The organism is Alteribacillus iranensis, assembly GCF_900113025.1.
GTDB classification, from domain to species: Bacteria; Bacillota; Bacilli; order Bacillales; family Marinococcaceae; genus Alteribacillus_A; species Alteribacillus_A iranensis.
In genome coordinates, this window is record NZ_FONT01000002.1 from 503,878 (window position 1) to 520,638 (window position 16,761).

At 44.9% G+C, this 16,761-nt stretch carries 16 protein-coding genes; 5 read left to right on the forward strand and 11 right to left on the reverse strand.

Features of this window, described 5'->3' with window-relative positions:
• Nucleotides 1-414 precede the first annotated feature (414 nt).
• The 3 genes from BM095_RS06400 to speB all read right to left on the reverse strand — a co-directional run bounded on the left by BM095_RS06400 (nucleotide 415) and on the right by speB (nucleotide 3,964).
• Nucleotides 415-1,794 (reverse strand): YjiH family protein, encoded by a 1,380-nt coding sequence (locus tag BM095_RS06400; RefSeq protein WP_091659090.1) that lies wholly within the window; start codon nucleotides 1,792-1,794, stop codon nucleotides 415-417.
• A 185-nt stretch (nucleotides 1,795-1,979) separates the two neighbouring features.
• The gene (locus tag BM095_RS06405) at nucleotides 1,980-2,930 is read right to left on the reverse strand and encodes a D-2-hydroxyacid dehydrogenase (RefSeq protein WP_091659093.1); all 951 of its coding nucleotides are present in this window, start codon (nucleotides 2,928-2,930) and stop codon (nucleotides 1,980-1,982) included.
• A gap of 80 nt (nucleotides 2,931-3,010) precedes the next feature.
• Nucleotides 3,011-3,964, reverse strand: a complete 954-nt coding sequence (speB, locus tag BM095_RS06410; RefSeq protein WP_091659821.1) for an agmatinase — start codon at nucleotides 3,962-3,964, stop codon at nucleotides 3,011-3,013.
• Between the two features lie 215 nt (nucleotides 3,965-4,179).
• Between speB and BM095_RS06415 the strand changes: the two genes are divergently transcribed.
• The gene (locus BM095_RS06415) at nucleotides 4,180-5,067 is read left to right on the forward strand and encodes a LysR family transcriptional regulator (RefSeq protein WP_091659824.1); all 888 of its coding nucleotides are present in this window, start codon (nucleotides 4,180-4,182) and stop codon (nucleotides 5,065-5,067) included.
• 962 nt (nucleotides 5,068-6,029) lie between these two features.
• On the opposite strand, the gene BM095_RS06420 is transcribed toward BM095_RS06415, so the two are convergent.
• The 4 genes from BM095_RS06420 to BM095_RS06435 all read right to left on the reverse strand — a co-directional run bounded on the left by BM095_RS06420 (nucleotide 6,030) and on the right by BM095_RS06435 (nucleotide 10,187).
• Nucleotides 6,030-7,301 carry a hemolysin family protein gene (locus BM095_RS06420; protein WP_091659096.1) on the reverse strand — a complete coding sequence of 424 codons (1,272 nt, stop codon included), beginning with the start codon at nucleotides 7,299-7,301 and terminating at the stop codon, nucleotides 6,030-6,032.
• Between the two features lie 482 nt (nucleotides 7,302-7,783).
• Complete coding sequence (locus BM095_RS06425) at nucleotides 7,784-8,167, reverse strand: hypothetical protein (RefSeq protein ID WP_091659098.1); 384 nt, start codon at nucleotides 8,165-8,167, stop codon at nucleotides 7,784-7,786.
• Nucleotides 8,164-9,429, reverse strand: a complete 1,266-nt coding sequence (locus BM095_RS06430) for a PIN domain-containing protein (protein ID WP_177194722.1) — start codon at nucleotides 9,427-9,429, stop codon at nucleotides 8,164-8,166. Before BM095_RS06430 ends, BM095_RS06425 begins: the two co-directional genes overlap by 4 nt.
• A 371-nt stretch (nucleotides 9,430-9,800) precedes the next feature.
• Nucleotides 9,801-10,187, reverse strand: coding sequence for a hypothetical protein (locus tag BM095_RS06435; protein ID WP_091659104.1), 387 nt, complete (start codon nucleotides 10,185-10,187; stop codon nucleotides 9,801-9,803).
• Nucleotides 10,188-10,413: 226 nt separating this feature from the next.
• Between BM095_RS06435 and BM095_RS06440 the strand changes: the two genes are divergently transcribed.
• Entirely contained in the window at nucleotides 10,414-11,868 is a 1,455-nt protein-coding gene (locus BM095_RS06440; RefSeq protein WP_091659107.1) for a potassium/proton antiporter, read from the forward strand.
• A 75-nt stretch (nucleotides 11,869-11,943) separates the two neighbouring features.
• Here the strand turns inward: BM095_RS06440 and BM095_RS06445 are convergent, their stop codons facing one another.
• A complete protein-coding gene (locus tag BM095_RS06445) occupies nucleotides 11,944-12,756 on the reverse strand; it encodes an undecaprenyl-diphosphate phosphatase (protein WP_245757846.1) in 813 nt (270 codons plus the stop codon).
• 204 nt (nucleotides 12,757-12,960) lie between these two features.
• On the opposite strand from BM095_RS06445, the gene BM095_RS06450 reads away from it, so the two are divergent.
• Nucleotides 12,961-13,599 (forward strand): LysE family translocator, encoded by a 639-nt coding sequence (locus tag BM095_RS06450; protein ID WP_091659112.1) that lies wholly within the window; start codon nucleotides 12,961-12,963, stop codon nucleotides 13,597-13,599.
• A 140-nt stretch (nucleotides 13,600-13,739) separates the two neighbouring features.
• Entirely contained in the window at nucleotides 13,740-13,880 is a 141-nt protein-coding gene (locus BM095_RS16515) for a hypothetical protein (RefSeq protein ID WP_177194723.1), read from the forward strand.
• 469 nt (nucleotides 13,881-14,349) lie between these two features.
• On the opposite strand, the gene BM095_RS16520 is transcribed toward BM095_RS16515, so the two are convergent.
• The 3 genes from BM095_RS16520 to BM095_RS06470 all read right to left on the reverse strand — a co-directional run bounded on the left by BM095_RS16520 (nucleotide 14,350) and on the right by BM095_RS06470 (nucleotide 15,954).
• Nucleotides 14,350-15,189 carry a hypothetical protein gene (locus BM095_RS16520; RefSeq protein ID WP_218151614.1) on the reverse strand — a complete coding sequence of 280 codons (840 nt, stop codon included), beginning with the start codon at nucleotides 15,187-15,189 and terminating at the stop codon, nucleotides 14,350-14,352.
• 145 nt (nucleotides 15,190-15,334) lie between these two features.
• Entirely contained in the window at nucleotides 15,335-15,478 is a 144-nt protein-coding gene (locus tag BM095_RS16525) for a hypothetical protein (RefSeq protein WP_177194724.1), read from the reverse strand.
• Nucleotides 15,479-15,513: 35 nt separating this feature from the next.
• Nucleotides 15,514-15,954 carry a hypothetical protein gene (locus tag BM095_RS06470; RefSeq protein WP_091659122.1) on the reverse strand — a complete coding sequence of 147 codons (441 nt, stop codon included), beginning with the start codon at nucleotides 15,952-15,954 and terminating at the stop codon, nucleotides 15,514-15,516.
• Nucleotides 15,955-16,167: 213 nt separating this feature from the next.
• Between BM095_RS06470 and BM095_RS06475 the strand changes: the two genes are divergently transcribed.
• The gene (locus tag BM095_RS06475; protein WP_091659125.1) at nucleotides 16,168-16,683 is read left to right on the forward strand and encodes a CarD family transcriptional regulator; all 516 of its coding nucleotides are present in this window, start codon (nucleotides 16,168-16,170) and stop codon (nucleotides 16,681-16,683) included.
• Nucleotides 16,684-16,761: the final 78 nt, after the last annotated feature.

Genomic DNA, 16,761 nt, shown 5'->3' on the forward strand with positions numbered 1-16,761 from the left:
TTTACCTGTTAGTGTTGGTCCCACCTTATGAGGGAACCTTTCAGCTCACAGCGTTACCTCCGAGCTGCTTACTCCTTCCGTTCGGGCAACTTCGGTCCTCTTGCGTTCCCCCCATCTATCATTCCCTCGCAATACGGGCAACTTTCCCTTGCTTCCGTGACCGCTCAGCAGTAATCCCACCTACGAGGGAACCTTTCAGCTCGCAGCGTTACCTCCAAGCTGTCCTCTCTCTCCGTTTAGGCAAGCAACTTCGAATCTCTGCGAAACTTCCTCTTCCTTCCATTGCTGCTGTCCAAACTTTGCTGACATTGCTGTTACTTCGGATTGCAGTTTCTACGAAAAAAATAGGAGTAAATAAAAAACACCCAAAAGCTAGATATTTCTAACTTTTCGGTGTTTAAAAAAGGAAGCTGCTTAATAAATAAGATGGGCCATTATCACGATAATCGGCAAAGTAATAATAATTCTTTCAAAGTAGATAACGATGAGATCTACTAGATTCAGAGGGATTTTTGATTTCAAAATAATGATAGCTGTTTCTGATAAATAAATGAGAGGCGTCACAGAAATACAGGCAGCGATAAACCGAGCCATCTCACTATCTAACCCAGACCCTATGATCGCAGGGAGAAATTGATCGAAAAATCCAGCAATCATTACGGGTGCTAACCCTTCTGCATCTGGAACTTGCATCCATTGCAACAGGTAATAAAATGGATAAGAGATATAGTACATGATAGAGGTATACTCCGCCACCACGAGAGCTACCGTTCCGATAGCCATCACGACAGGCATGATGTTCATATATAACTCAAATACATCTTTTAGCGTATCCTTCAACATTTGTCCGTAATTTCTCGCATTCGTCGCTTTCTCTGCACCTACCCGTAATGCCCATTGCAGGCGGGATACATCTCCTGGAATGTCTTCTTTTATTTGTTTTCCTACTTGTGGATTGTACTCATCTTTTATCCTGGACAGAGGAGGTATTCTCGGACAAATAACGGCCGCCACAAAGGATGCAATGATAATCGTAAAATAGAATGGGACAAATAAATGATCGATCCCGGTAACCTGCGCCACAATTAAAGCAAAGGCAATCGACACGATGGAGAAGCAAGTGGCGATAACGGCCGATTCTCTCCCCGTGTAGTACCCTTCATCGTACTGTTTACTAGTAATTATTACACCGACAGGTCCGTTTCCAACGAATGATGCCATCGCATCTAAAGAGGACCTTCCCGGCAGTGTAAACAAAGGCTTCATAAACTTTCGGATGAGAATTCCAACGAATTCCATCGCTCCAAAATTGATGAGAATCGGAAGCGCGATAAGGCACAGGAAAAACCAATACGTTAACACAGTCAAGAGATCATGAAGCATCAGACCACCCGTATTAGGGTCCCATATAAACGCAGGCCCTATTTGAAAATAGGCACATAATGCAAAAACGGCTCCTAAGATTCTGGCTATCAGCCAAAACGGGGTAACATCAAAAATATTACTTAAAAAGCTGTTTCGATAAATATATTTTATGGGAAACATTTTATGGATAACAGTGACAGCCGATGAAAACGTAATGTAGACCACTACGAACTGTAATAAGAAAGGTGCCGTGAGCACAGCCACCCAATCAGCTACAATCCCAATCGGTATCGTAAAAGCTCCTTGGTACGGGACCGGTACAATAAATAGAAATATACCAAGGGCTGATAACATAAAAAACTTCGCATAATTAAGCTTTTGAGGTGTCTTTGACTCTTCCTGCACATTATCCAAAGCATTATTTTCCATCTAACTCCCTCTTTTCCTTAAATAAAATCATGTTATAAAGGACACCCATACCTCTAGCCGATCCGCCATTCGTAAGCGTTTTCAATGGATAATAGAAACAGGCACAAATCCTTTTTGGTCTCTTCGTGTGACGGATTGCATTCTCCCAGAGGGGCAGCAAGGATATGCGACAACACCCTTTTCCTCTACACCCTATTTATCATCTCTGTGTAGGACTGCTGCTTGAATAATTTGAAATTTTGGTAGAAAATTTGAAGCGCACGACGCGCGTACATCTCGGAGTGAGCGGAAGCATGCGGCGTGATAACGACATTGTCAAGTTCCCAAAATGGATGATTCTCCTCTAATGGTTCCCGGTGGAAAACATCCAAGGCAGCTCCGCTTATTTTTTTCCTTTTTAGCGCTTCTATGAAATCTTCTTCCACGATCAAGTCTCCGCGGCCCACATTGACAAAAACAACGTCATCTTTCATTTTCTCTATCAAGTGACTCGTAACGATCCCCCTCGTCCCAGGGTTGGAAGGCAAAACAGAGCAAATATAGTCAAACGTTCCTACTACCTCTTGCAACTGTTCGATCGTATAAATGTCGTCAAAGTGTTCCACTTGATTCCCACTTCTGTTCACACCTACTGTTTTCATGCCGAATGCTTTCGATTTCGCTGCGACTTCCCGGCCGATATGACCGGTTCCCCATATCCCGATCGTCTTGCCATGCAACTCATGGAGCATAATGGACGCATCCCAATGCTTCTGTTGCTTTCTTTCATAAAACTCTGGAATTTTTTTCGAGAAATAAAGAATCATCGCCATCACATATTCACTTATCGGTATACGGTGAATCCCTTTCACCGTCGTGACAAGAATGTTACTTCTTTTTAAATACTCGAGAGGCAATTGGTCGACCCCTGAACTTATGATTTGTATCCAGCGTAAGTTCGGAAGTGACTTTACATCTTTTTCTAGCAATCGATCGTCATAATTTCCGTATGAAATAATAATTTCTATTTTCTCTTTCTCTTCCTCTGTTAAGGAGTTGATTTTTCCTAAGAAGACTTCTGCATCCGCGGTTTCTTTCTTTATCTCACTTCGATAACTTTCCACGTCTTCGGTAGTACACAAGATCAACGAGATCATCTGCCTTTCATCGTCAGAGTGTCATTTTACAAAAAACCCGGCAAGCGCAGCTCTTCTATTCGCTCGCCGGGTATCCTTCTTCATGACTGTTTGGCTTTTTTGTTTAAGGCGACTAAACACATCATTTCAAACATAATATTTGCGGCTAATGCTGATGTAATCTCTCCTTGATCATAGGCCGGGAGCACTTCCACCACATCAAGTCCAATCAATTCAAGATCGCTTAATTGGCGCAGAATTTGAAATGCTTCTCTCGGGTACACCCCATTCACTTCCGGAGTCCCGGTACCCGGTGCAAAAGCAGGATCAATGAAATCGACGTCAAACGAAAGGAAGACACGTTCCTCTTTCAATGTCTCTTTAATCTTAGAAATAAGAGCAGGAACCCCCATATCCAACAATTCATCCGTCGTAATCACGTCAAATCCCATGTCTCTTGCTTCGTCGTACTCATCGATATTGTTGAGCGGTCCTCTCATACCAACTAACATCGATTTATGCGGATCAATGAGTCCTTCATCTACCGCACGTCTAAATGGAGTGCCGTGTGTGAACTTTTGGCCGAAATAACTGTCCACCGTATCTGTATGAGAATCAAAAAGAAGCAAGGACACGGGACCATAATGTTTCGCTGCTGCGCGAAGCTCCCCTAATGCAACGGAATGATCGCCGCCCATCACAATCGGAACGATTCCTTTCTCATACATCGGAGCAAGGACATCCACCATATTTTTATACGTATCTTGGATAAATCCTGGAACAACTGGGACGTCGCCGTAGTCAACTGCGGAAACGTAATCAAATATATTGATTTTATGATAATTAGACGAACAACGAACGAGCGAGGAGAAATTACGAATCGATTGTGGTCCAAGTCTCGCCCCGGTACGGAAGGTCTGTCCCGTATCAAAAGGAACACCAACCACCGCCACGTCCACATCCTCTAACGTTTGCACGTGAGGCAGTCTCATAAATGTACTAATTCCGCTAAAACGCGGTTGGGAAAAAGTCGGATCTTGTTTATACTTCACCATTATCGTCGCCTCTTTCTTTTTTTGATAAAATAATTTTTTGAAAAAACGCTCTTCACGAGCAGTCCTTGTCTTCTCTGTATGTAAAAGTACCATGACAACGCTTCCATGAGAAATTGTTATTAGTGATCGTATCCATAGAATATTTCAATACGTTCCATGGGCATGTACGGAAATATGCTAAAATAAGAAAGAGAGGGAAAATGGGGGTGTTAGGAATGGAATTGAGAAACTTAAAAACATTTCAAGTCGTAGCAGAGTGCCTGAATTTTACGAAGGCAGCGGAACAACTGAATTTCACCCAGCCGACCGTGACGGCACAAATTCAATCGCTCGAAAAGGAATTAAATCAATTATTGATCTTTCGAGTTGGTAGAAAAAACCACCTGACCCCTGCTGGAAAACTATTAAAAAAATACACCGATGACATTTTTGCGACGATAGATGAGATGGAGTCTGCCCTTCAAGGACTGGAAAAGCCGCATGGTTACCTGAAGGTAGCTGCCCCCGAATATTACTGCACCTATTATTTCCCAACTATTGTATCAGAATTTCTCACATCCTTCCCCGACGTCCACATTAATTTAATTTCATGTAACAGTGACGAAGTAGTAAAGGGGATTGAAAACAATACGTATGATGTAGGGATTATTGCTGGGGAAGTCTCAAAAAATGGGATAACGAATATTACCCTTGATGAAGAGGAACTGTTGCTGGTCATCGCCAAGCATGTATTCGATCCGGATCAATTGGAGCATCTCTTAACTACACTTCCTTTTATCAGATATAAGGTGGGAGTCAATTTTCAATCAGCGATTCAACGGTATTTCGAACAAGCTAACTTTTCACCGGGAAAAGTGATAGAAATTGGCAGTGAAGAAGCCATTAAACGGGCCGTATTAAAAGGGACAGGCTACGGCTTGCTTTCGAGCAACTTAATAAAAAAAGAACTCCAAAATGGAGAGCTTATCCCTATTCCACTGACCAACCAGAAAATAACATTTAAAACGTCTCTCCTATACTTGAAGAAAAATGAGGACAAGGATGTCCTGAGATCATTTAGTGAGGTCATTGAATCTTTGTGGACCAAGACCGATAATCATTAAAGGCGAGAATGCTGATATCACAACACTTTTACGGTTATCTCTGTCGTATGCGCACCCTTTTTCTATGTTGTGTACTTTTTCGGGAACCTTGCCAGCGTTAGCGTGACTTCCTTCCATAGCTAACTATTTTTTGGTCATCATTCATGTGCTAGCGTGACGTCTTCGTATTGTTTTTTACTAACGTGGTCACTATTCATGCTTCTGCTTTACCTGTTAGTGTTGGTCCCACCTTATGAGGGAACCTTTCAGCTCACAGCGTTACCTCCGAGCTGCTTACTCCTTCCGTTCGGGCAACTTCGGACCTCTTGCCTTACCTCCGTACTTCACCCCATCCGATTATGGGCAACTTTCCCCTGCTTCCGTGACCTACCAGCACTTGCTCTTACCCGCGTGGTAACCTTTCTTCCCTCTGCGTTACCTCCCAGCTATCCATCCATTCCGTTCGGGCAACTTCGGAATCCTTGCCTTACCTCCGTGCTTCTCCCCATCCGGTTAGGGGCAACTTTCCCCTGCTTCCGTGACCTACCAGCACTTGCTCTTATCCGCGTGGTAACCTTTCTTCCTTCTGCGTTACCTCCCAGCTATTCTCCCCTTCCAGTTGGGCAACTTCGGACCTCTTGCCTTACCTCCATCCTTCAATCCATCGCAATACGGGCAGCTTTCCCTTGCTTCCGTGACAGGCTCAGCAGTGATCCTACCCCAGAGGGCACCTTTCTCCTCCCAGCTTTACCGCTCAGCGTTGATCCCACCCTGTGAGGGTACTTTTCTTCACATAGCCGCGCCCCCTTCTTCTAAGACCAAACAAAAAAAGCTGATCACACGGCTTTCTTATGCCGTAGATCAGCTTTCCGCAATTTCTTCCATCGACGTCTCTTTCTTATTTCACCGTATCTACAGAAAGAGTCTGACAGCAGTAACGCTTAGGTTCGCTGGTCATCCACATTTTTAGGCAAGTCCGTCACTTATTGACCCAGCGATGTCGAAGCCTCTGTCTCAGCCTCATTTTTATATACTTTCACCTTTGAAATCATTCGCCCATCGACTTCCTCAATCTTAAATGTCCATCCTGCATACTTAATGGAGTCGTTATCCCCGAAATCAGGAATACGTCCAATTTGACTGATCATAAACCCACTTAACGTTTCATATTCTTCAATCGGGAGATCGATATTGAAATAGTCTACTACCTCATCAAGATCGATACTTCCGTTCACATAGAATGTGTTCGTATCAAGCTTTACAATCTCATTAACCACTTCATCATACTCATCGAAAATCTCCCCTACAATTTCCTCAAGTAAGTCTTCGAGAGTAATAATTCCATCGGTTCCTCCTAATTCATCAATAACGATTCCAATATGAATGTTGTTTTGCTGAAAATCCTTAAATACCTCAGCCATTGTTTTGAACGAAGGAGCCACATATGGCGTTCTGCAGAAATCCATCACATTAAAATTATCTTTATTTTCCACACCACTTAAATACTGAATGAGATCTTTGGCATGTAGGATTCCGACAATATTATCGATAGTTTCCTCGTAGACCGGCAGTCTTGAAAATTTTTCATCGGTGACTACGGTGATCACCTCATGAAGCGTGGCGTCCGTAGGAAGGGCAACAATATCGGTACGATGGGTCATCGCCTCACTAATCTTACCGGTCTTTAGTTTCATCGTACCTTGAATGATTTTATTCTCACTTTCCTCGAAAACACCCTCTTCAGTCCCTACATTTGCCAACACAGATAATTCCTCTCTGCTTGTTGTCGTTGCTTGAGCATCGGAGCTTGAAATCACTTTTGTAATAAGTTCAGAAATGATGACAAAAGGATAGGTGATATATACCAGGTACTGAATGATTTGAGCAGCTGCTAGTGCTAGTTTTTTCCAGTAATTGGCACCTAGCGTCTTTGGAATGATTTCTGAAAAGACAAGGATAAGAATGGTAAGTACCGCCGAAATTACACCAAAATACGCTTCACCAAATACTTTCGTTGCCTGTGCACCGACTCCTGCGGCGCCAACCGTATGGGCTATCGTATTAAGCGTTAAAATGGCGGAGAGGGGACGATCTACGTCTTTCTTGAGATTCCTTAAAAGAGTGGCACGTTTATTTCCACTTTTCGCTTTTACGTTGATAAACGAAGGAGTGGTGGAAAGTAAAACAGCTTCTAGGACAGAACAAAGAAATGATATACCTAATGCTAAGAACAGGTACAATATCAGAAGTGTCATAAGCTAAGCTTAACCTCTTTCAAATGTGAGTGTAGTTATACATATACGCCTGTATTATACCACACCTCGTTACCCGTTTATAGATATCGGGGGAGGGCGAATGTGTACGTTTTTAGAAATAGATCCCTTACTAGATGTTGATATCTGAAGGGATCGACAGCACACTCTTGAGCTTAGATAGGACGGATAAGTCTGCTATAGAAGAGGAAGTCCATGAGACGGTACGAAGATCATCCATCACTGATCAAACGACCTTCTCCAAAGTATGGATGGAGGGGAAACCCACAAAGGAACTTCAGGTATAGCTGAACCGTAACGAAGCACTATCATCACGTGGGTAAAATACTACCAGCAACTTCCGGGACAGTTCCCATCAACCATAACTAGAAGAATTGATCCAAATCCGGGTGGATCAAAACGCAGGGAAACCTCTATGCGCGAGACTTCTCCAAGGGCGCAGGTCCACCGATCGGATTCTCCTGTTATCGACTCTGTCTTCTTAGCTTTTCCGAGAGCTTTCTAATTTCCTCCGGCGTCATGGACACTTCTTGCTCGCTGTACTTGCCGTTGACCACTTTCCCGGTTTTCGGGTCGACATTCCCGGTAAAATGGGTGGTCTTAGCCCCGATCGGAATGCCATCCTCGAATTCCTCTTTCAAGCTACGGGGTCGTGATTTGTTTTGCCGCGGACGCCGGCCTTGATCTTGGCGTTCGACATAGTCGAGGCCGTCGTTACGTTTCATAAACTGCTGAAATTTCCACACGAAAAATGTGATCAGTTTCCATATCCCAATGATCACTCCAAAACAAATAGCGCTCGGGATAAGGATGTACAACGTTAGAACGATCCAGTTTACAACAGTCATTCGGATGCCTCCGTCTCTTCTGCCGGCTCGATCACTCGGACGTCGAGCGGCATTTCTGTGATGATGTCTCCTTTTACTTTGTGCACAATCTGTATCGTCGCGCCCTCGAGCTGTTCGATTTCATCAGCGGTTAAATAAAACATCGCACGTTCCGAGTAATTCACGCCTTCAAACGTGATGTTCGTATCGATGCTTGCCATGGAAATGCCTGAGTCTGGCCGGTATTCGTCATACGATCCTCTGTCTTGTTCTTTCTCAACGCCATTTGCGAGAACCATCCGGTACATCAGTTGATTGTGTTTATCTTTGATATTGTCGCTCCAGCCGGCAAACACGAGACTCATTCCTCCAGTAGAGTACGTATGCCTATCGATCAATGCCACGCCTCCCCAGTCACCTGCTTTTTTTCCTTCATAGACTTGGTTGTATTGATCGCGGACCAGATAATTAAATTCACCATCGACATAGGTCGGTTTGTCTTCCGAAAAACCAGCGTCTTCTTTACTCCCGGATGAGGCGCCTGCCCGCACGTCGGTGTCAAGATATACCGCGCCGGATATAAAACCGACCACGAGAGAAAAACAAATGACGCTAATGAGCTTATACGTATACCCCGGCCGAACGACTGGACTGGATGCTCCTCGTTTGTTGCTGTTCCAGTCAAGTTCAAGTGCAATTAAGTCGGTCGTGCGTGCGGTCGTCCGCGCATTGTTATCGTTCGAGACGAACACCACGCCCATCCCGTGTTCTGCTTTTTCCATATAAGAACTAATAATAATGTCATCTTTCACTTCCGGACGTAATCCCACTTGAGCGGTGTACGCTTTATCAAAGCGAACTAGCTCAACGCGGCCTTCTTTATGTAAATTTGCAATTTGTTTTAACACGACGCGTGCTTTTTGGTTTAGCTCGGAGTCACTGTCTTTCCATTTATCGAGCTCATAGCGAACTTGCTGACTGATCAGCATATTGATTTTTGATACTTTTGCGATATTCGAAAGCAAGTAAGGGTGTTCCAGCAAAATATCCGTGTCAAACGCAAGGACATGCCCTCGTTTGCGCGCGTATTTTCTCGCCGCTTGCATCACACTTTCCTCTGTAAAACGATGAGGCAGTTTCGCTTCTTTCTGCTGCATCGGCTTTCCGTACCGCTTGTAGCGTCGTGCGATCTCTCTGCCTTTCCGTAACGTAATAAATGATAAAATAACGAGCACGGCCGCCCCAATTTGAAGCACTCTGTATACGACATCGGCATCTCCCATCTGTCTGTCCTCCTTCATGTTGTCATACCACACTTTTTTTATATCGGTAAAAGGACTTCGTTTGTTTAGATGGAAGGTTAAAATGTAACAAACAGAAGAAACGCGTACGGCGACCGCCTATCGGTGACAAGCATTGGAATACCGTCGAGGACCGGCCGATCAGTAGAGAGAGGCGCTCTCGAACTAGTGTTTCCTGAAGCTTTTTGTCCCAGCACCCCATCGTTATATCTTTTACAAAAAAAACACCGCCCGGAGATCGGACGGTGTGCGAACATTATCGTGGGAAAAACTCCATACCTAACACGAAATGAGCAATGCTGAAACCAACTATCATTAAAACAATCCCTAGTATACATCCCTTCCCCGCCTCTTTAACAGGGCTGTGATTCGAATGTTTCGAATTCATCGATATCCTCCTTTTTTTCATGTACATGTGGAATTGAGGCAGGTACATCAAAAAAGGTGGATTGGTATTTACGAGGCATAAGAAAAATTTTCTTTCGCAACAGACTTATTGCGATTCCACATGTCCAGGGAACAGGGATGTCTTCAGGCAGGGGCTGCTCGATCGGAAAGCTATCTATTTTATGTACGTGCTCAAGTGGCTGGGGCAACAGGACATCATTGTTCTCTCCACGGAAAGCATTTTGATAAGAAGAATCATCGTCCAACATGGAGAAAGGCAAAGGGTCGTCCCACGGAAATAAAACAGAGAGTAAATAGAAAGTTGTCAGGATTGCTAACCGTTTGTTCCCCACTCTTGTCCCCTCCCCTTCTTTTATTGATGAAAGTGATTTGCTTTCAGCGTCTATCCATTGCTCGATTCAGCCTCTTAATGATACATTTATTAATGGTATTATACGATAGACTACATATCACGCGAACCACGCTTCACGTCACCTGTCATATAAAAATAATACTTTTTAAAAAGTGGAACATACGAGTGAAAACGACGCAACGACATGTTAGGGAAGGATTGTTCACATGGAACTCATCGGTGCTTTATTGTTCTTACTTTCTGTTATGTTAATTACTGGTGTGTTGGCTACAAAATTTTCTTCACGTTTAGGGCTTCCCGCTCTGATCCTTTTCCTCCTTGGTGGCATGGTCCTTAACCAATTTATCTACTTTGAGGACGTGCAACTTGCGCAATTCATTGGTACCTTAGCGTTAATTATTATCCTATTCGACGGAGGAACGCAAACGAAATGGGAGAAGATGCGCCCTATCCTTGGCCCTGCAGGGATTCTCGCCACAATCGGCGTGTTAATTACAACCTTCGTGACGGGCGCGGCTGCCGTCTATATTCTCGATTTCTCCTGGCTCGAGGGGTTACTGTTAGGCGCGATTATCGGTTCCACAGATGCAGCGGCGGTCTTCTCCGTGTTAGGAAATAAGAATTTCAACAAACGATTGACCGCTACATTGGAAGCGGAGTCTGGTTCGAATGATCCCATGGCTGTCTTTTTGACGGTGACATTCATCGCGATGATTCAAATGCCGGAAATGTCCGTCTGGAATGCCATCGGCAGCTTTTTTCAACAGATGGGGCTTGGGCTCATCCTGGGACTGCTTTTAGGAAAAATCTCTGTTTACGTGATCAATCATATTAAAATGGACACGTCCAGCTTGTATCCTATTCTTGCCTTAGGCGCAGCGATTTTCACCTATGCGGTGACGGATTATTTGGGCGGAAGCGGCTTACTCTCTGTGTATGTCATGGCCGTATTTGTGGGAAATAATGATCTCACTCACCGATTTGCCATCTTACGGTTTAATGAAGGGTTCGCCTGGATGATGCAAATTATTATGTTTACCTTGCTTGGACTGCTTGTGTTCCCTCAGCAATTGCCAAGTATTGTCTGGGAAGGTATTTTAATCGCCATCATCTTAATGTTTATCGCACGTCCTATTGCTGTGTTTCTCTGCATGATATTTATGAAATACAACCTTAACGAAAAACTATTTATTTCCTGGGCGGGCTTGAAAGGCGCAGTACCCATTGTTTTAGCTACGTATCCCATTGTGGAAGGGGTAGAAAGTCATAACTTGATCTTTAACACGGTCTTTTTCGTTGTTTTAATCTCTGCGTTAGTTCAAGGCAGTACGCTATCGTGGCTTGCCGAAAAGTTAGGACTGACAGAGGAAGAAGACGACAGCCGTGCGAGCATCGAATTGATCAATCTCGGAAACACAGACTCTGAGATTATGAAGATAACCATTCCAAAAAGGTCCCCTGCCATCCATACCTCGTTACTGGATTTAACGTTACCGGATGATACGTTGATTATAGGAATTACGAGGAACAAGAAATTAATCACCCCCACCGGCTCTTCTGTCATTGAAAAAGGAGATACGCTGTATGTATTGGGGGATAAAGACAGCAGACCAAAGGCAAAGCGAGCGTTACTAGGAGAGCCCGAACAAAGGGAAAAATGAGGCGACATGATGATTTATTACATAGAGAAGCCCCGTATTTCTTAGGAAAGAGATACGAGGCCTTTCTTTTTCATGTTATAAAAACAAAAGAACAAGAATCCCAACGATCACACAATAATACGAAAAGTACTTGAGGTTGCCTTTTTCCATAATATTCATTAACCATTTCAATGCAAAGTAGGTGGCAATGAAGCTGGCGATAAATGCGATGATATAAGGGGTCATCAATTCACGAAAACCTGGATCCTGGAGGATGACAGGTATCTCCAGCACCCCCGTTCCCAGACTAACGGGTATGTATAATAGAAACGCAAACCGAAGAGCGGTTTCCTGATTCATCCCAACAAGCATCGCTCCAACGATCGAAGCACCGGACCGGCTGATTCCCGGGGTCACAGCCACTGCTTGAGCAAGCCCGACAATCACGGCGTCTTTCGTTGTTAATGCTCCATCATGTTTCTGTCCTCTCTTGTTCCGGATGATCCAAATAGCAACGGCCGTGATCAATAGCGTAACACCAACAGTCTTCGTACTGCTCAAGGCCTCTCCAATGACATCTCCGAAAAAGACACCTATCACTCCCACAGGGATCGTGGCTATAATAAGATACACAATGAATTGAAAGTCACTTTTTCCAGCTTCTTCCCTCGTCGTAAGAAAACGAAAGCTATTGACCATAAGACGATATATGTCTTTCCGGTATATAAGGAGAACAGCCAGAAGAGAAGCGAAGTTCACAAAGATTTCAAAAGACAGCCCTCTCGCTTCAATACCGAAAAGTTCGCGAAAAATGATAAGGTGTCCACTTGAAGAAATAGGGATGGGCTCTGTGATCCCTTGCACTAACCCTAATACCAAATACTTGAACCATGTCCAAAGTGCTGTAATACTTTCCAAAGAAAGCCTCCTCCTAGCTCGTCTTAATTATTGGCATCTCTTATATTTAACCATAGGTGCGTATGATTTTCATAGAAACTTTTCACTCATTCCTAGCTGTCACCTATCCCACAATCCTTCCCTTACAGGCTGGATGTTTACGTGTATAGTAGTAGAAAAGGAATAGTCGTTTCACCGTAAGAAAGGAGAGAAAAAATGCTCGACTTGCAAAGCTTTGGATTATTTATCATCGCTGCGTTGACTCTTCTGACCATTCCGGGTCCTTCTGTATTATACGTTATTGCCCGAAGTGTCGACCAAGGCCGCCAAGCCGGGATGGCTTCTGTCTTGGGGAATGCCTTTGGAAGTGCTCTTTTAGCAGTAGCTGCTGCACTCGGATTGACTGCTATCCTTGCGTCTTCGGAGATTGCATTCCACCTTGTAAAATATGTTGGCGCTGCTTATTTGGTCTATTTAGGAATCAGTCGCTTCTTCAGCAAAGAGGAAGCAGCTACCGCCGTTACAGCACCTCGCGAGCGGCTATCGCGTATTTTTACCCAAGGGGCGATCGTTGCTGCGTTGAACCCGAAAACCGCCTTATTCTTTCTCGCCTTCGTTCCTCAATTTGTCGATGCGTCCCAAGGCGGGATCTGGGAGCAGACCCTCTTTCTCGGAATGATGCTGATCCTCCTCGGTATCGTGACCGACAGCATCTATGCCTTACTGGCAGGCACAGCGGGGAACTGGCTCACGAAGCACGGACTCATCAGTGGAAAAATGAATCGAAACCTTACGAGCGGTATTTATTTGGCGCTAGGCATCCTGTTTGCCCTTATGGACCCGGGGAAGCGGTAGTTATCAGGGAACAACGAGTGAACGAGGATGTCGTCGTACAAGACGCCCGCCTGTCGCGAGAATGAGAGCCGCTGCAATCGGGGGAAGCGGCCGCGCACAGGATCGGAGAGGGTAGGTAATCCGCCGTGGGGATGGGGGCTATGGATCATGGCGCGGGCTGTTTCCGCGGCGGGAATCGTGACCAAACTAGAGGTGGTACTCTCGGGAAGGCACGCTGGGACTTGGATGGTGACCTCCGTGCTCGCGACTCCTCCCCTGTGGGCACGCAACGGTTCGGATGATGACCTCCTTGCTTGCGACTCCTCCCCTGTGGGCACGCAACGGTTCGGATGATGACCTCCTTGCTCGCGACTCCTCCCCTGTGGGCACGCAACGGTTCGGATGGTGACCTCCGTGCTCGCGACTCCTCCCCTGTGGGCACGCAACGGTTCGGATGGTGACCTCCTTAGTGGCGATTCTTCCTCTGTGGGCACGCAACGGTTCGAATGGTGACTTCCTTGCTCGCGACTCTTCCTCCGAGGGCACGCATCGGCTCGGATGATGACCTCCTTTCTCGACTTCCCTCCTCTGAGAGCACGCTACCACCCGAGTGATGACTTCCTTTCACGTAACTCCTTCCTTGTTCCCCCTCCGTCCCCCACACTTCTCCCAAGGCTGATGGTGCCTGGGCGCTGTACCGAACGATGTTATACTAACTAAAAAAGCAGTGCAGACCGTCCGTCGGCCTGCGCTGCCTTGTGTTTCCTGCCTTTAGTTTCGAAAAGCGGGATGCTCCCAATAGTCCTGAGAAATGTTCGGAATGTTATCGTGCAAGAAATTGTTCCAATTGATTCTGTCACGGGTTTCCTTATCAAACGATAACTTCATGACTATATCGAGTGATTCGGCTCCGTATTGATCGACCATTGGAAATTGGATATTAAAGGTAATTGTATCAATGCCTTCGACGCCATCTAAGTCTTCCAGGACACTCGCGGTGTCGATCCACATCCCTGTTCTAATCATGTTTGTCGTCAGATTGTCGCTTCCCTGTGCGCGGATAAGCAAAAACTGATTGTCTTTATTGTATGTGATCTCATCAATCATCTCTTCGCCAAAGTGCTTTGCTGCCGCTTGACTGGCCAGGTTTCTCGGTTGATTGGCCTCGGCTTCTTTTCGTTCTTGTTCTTTTTTCGCTTTTTCCTCCGCTGCTTTTTTTGCGGCTTCCTCTTCTTTCCGTTTCTTTTCCTCTTCCGCTTTCTTCCGTTCTTCCTCTTCTTTCGCTTTACGCTCTTCCTCTTCCTTTTTCGCCTGTGCTTCCGCCGCCTCTTTTTCTTCTTTCGCCTCTTGTTCCGCTTCTTTTTGTTTCTCTTTCTCCTCATCCACTTCTGCTGCGGCTTCTTCTGCTTGCTTCTCCTCTTCGGCCGCTTGCTCTTCTTCTGGCACGGCAGGCGCTGCAATCATCGCTACAATAAACAAGCCAATAACCGTAAGCCCGCCAACTTTCAGCACTCTCCCCCGTGACTCCATTCGCACAATACCTGGTTTCACCAACCCAAGCAAAAAACCAATGATGGATAACAAAAACAACACCATAATGAAATCAAACAATCGAAACGCCCCTTTTTCTTCAAAATAATCATCTTCTACCCTGATCAACTGATGTGTAACATGTCGACAGTAGAAAGAAGTCCCCTATGTATTTTTTCTATTCGAACTCAATCTGAATCTCTGTTTTCTCCCCTAACTCGTTCATCTATTCATCAAAACCTTGGCTCATGATAAGCTTGATCCCTTCCAGTGAGTCATCGACCGGCTTCGAGAGCACAAACGCCATGTGTCCTTCTTTGATCACACCACCGTAGTAATCTCCGTGAAGCTGTTCATATGGCCAATTCATCTCGTCCTCCGGAAATTCCAGCTGCTGGCCATCGCTCATTCCACAGTAGACACAGGGTTAAAGTTCACCATATCTTCCGACGTATTTTCAGAAGTGGCTTGGATGTGAGGATAGTCAAACTCTTCCTCTGAAGAATACTGATAATAATACTCTTCATGAGCTTCCTGAGATGGTTCTATCGTCAGCACTTTCACGTCCTCTATCGTCACTTCCATCGGGCCCACCGCCGTCGTTTCATTCACGTCGGTGATCGCTTTCAGTGTCACCTTATAAGTTTCATCCTCATAACTCTCCCTGATTTCTGTCAGTTCACTATCATTGGACTCTTCCTTTTCCGTATCTGCTGCTGGCGTTCCCCCACTTTCTACGCCTTCCGTTTCTTGTACCTTCTCCCCGCCTTCTGCATCGGCAGTGTCATTGGCGCCGCAGCCTGCTAACAAGATTACAGCAACTAGGTACAACATCCTCTTTCTCATACAACCCCATCCCCCCCTTATATACGAACACTAGTATAACAGATCTAGGCTTATGTATTTACATGGTCTATAGGTAAAACTTTTAACCTATTTCTGGTAAAATCTCTTAAGCTGAAAGTGACCCTAACGTCAACTTAGTTTACAAAACAGAAAATATGAGGTATAATAGACATAGAAACTTGGTAGGAAAACCAAGAATAAGGAGCGATGTCCATGTTTAATATTGGGGACCTGGTTGTTTACTCCTCTCACGGCATCTGTAGAATCTCGGACATTTGCGAAAAGACATTTTTAGAAACGACCGAAACCTATTATGTCTTACACCCGATGGAAGCTATCAATCAACTATCGATCAGCATTCCGGTAGATAACGAGAAGGTCACGATGCTTGCCTTAATTGAGGAAGACGAGGCTCACGACCTATTAGAATCGTTTAAGGAGCCGGGTGTGAAGTGGATTGATAATCCGCACCAACGAGTACAACGATATTCCAACATCGTCGACTCTGCCAACCGGTTGGAAATCGCCAAAGTCGTCAACACACTGATGAGAAATGAACTCGAATTAAAACGAGCAGACAAAAAAGTTCACGACCGAGACCACCGTCTCCTGTACTCAATTCAAAAAATATTATTTAAAGAAATGGCCATTTCCTTGGGGACGACTATGGAAGACATTAACAACCGTGTGCTCGATATCATAAAAACATCCGAGAAAGTTTCTATGTAAAAGAAGCTTTCTTTTTTTATGTAAAAAAACGGAAGGCATTCTACATTAATTTTGTAAAATGAAAAAGAATCTGCCAAT

What these genes read in the sequence shown, in the direction of transcription:
- BM095_RS06400 (WP_091659090.1), bottom strand. Translation starts at nt 1,794, where the DNA reads ATGGAAAATAATGCTTTGGATAATGTGCAGGAAGAGTCAAAGACACCT.
- BM095_RS06405 (WP_091659093.1), bottom strand. Translation starts at nt 2,930, where the DNA reads ATGATCTCGTTGATCTTGTGTACTACCGAAGACGTGGAAAGTTATCGA.
- speB (WP_091659821.1), bottom strand. Translation starts at nt 3,964, where the DNA reads ATGGTGAAGTATAAACAAGATCCGACTTTTTCCCAACCGCGTTTTAGC.
- BM095_RS06415 (WP_091659824.1), top strand. Translation starts at nt 4,180, where the DNA reads ATGGAATTGAGAAACTTAAAAACATTTCAAGTCGTAGCAGAGTGCCTG.
- BM095_RS06420 (WP_091659096.1), bottom strand. Translation starts at nt 7,301, where the DNA reads ATGACACTTCTGATATTGTACCTGTTCTTAGCATTAGGTATATCATTT.
- BM095_RS06425 (WP_091659098.1), bottom strand. Translation starts at nt 8,167, where the DNA reads ATGACTGTTGTAAACTGGATCGTTCTAACGTTGTACATCCTTATCCCG.
- BM095_RS06430 (WP_177194722.1), bottom strand. Translation starts at nt 9,429, where the DNA reads ATGGGAGATGCCGATGTCGTATACAGAGTGCTTCAAATTGGGGCGGCC.
- BM095_RS06440 (WP_091659107.1), top strand. Translation starts at nt 10,414, where the DNA reads ATGGAACTCATCGGTGCTTTATTGTTCTTACTTTCTGTTATGTTAATT.
- BM095_RS06450 (WP_091659112.1), top strand. Translation starts at nt 12,961, where the DNA reads ATGCTCGACTTGCAAAGCTTTGGATTATTTATCATCGCTGCGTTGACT.
- BM095_RS16515 (WP_177194723.1), top strand. Translation starts at nt 13,740, where the DNA reads ATGGATCATGGCGCGGGCTGTTTCCGCGGCGGGAATCGTGACCAAACT.
- BM095_RS16525 (WP_177194724.1), bottom strand. Translation starts at nt 15,478, where the DNA reads ATGAATTGGCCATATGAACAGCTTCACGGAGATTACTACGGTGGTGTG.
- BM095_RS06470 (WP_091659122.1), bottom strand. Translation starts at nt 15,954, where the DNA reads ATGAGAAAGAGGATGTTGTACCTAGTTGCTGTAATCTTGTTAGCAGGC.
- BM095_RS06475 (WP_091659125.1), top strand. Translation starts at nt 16,168, where the DNA reads ATGTTTAATATTGGGGACCTGGTTGTTTACTCCTCTCACGGCATCTGT.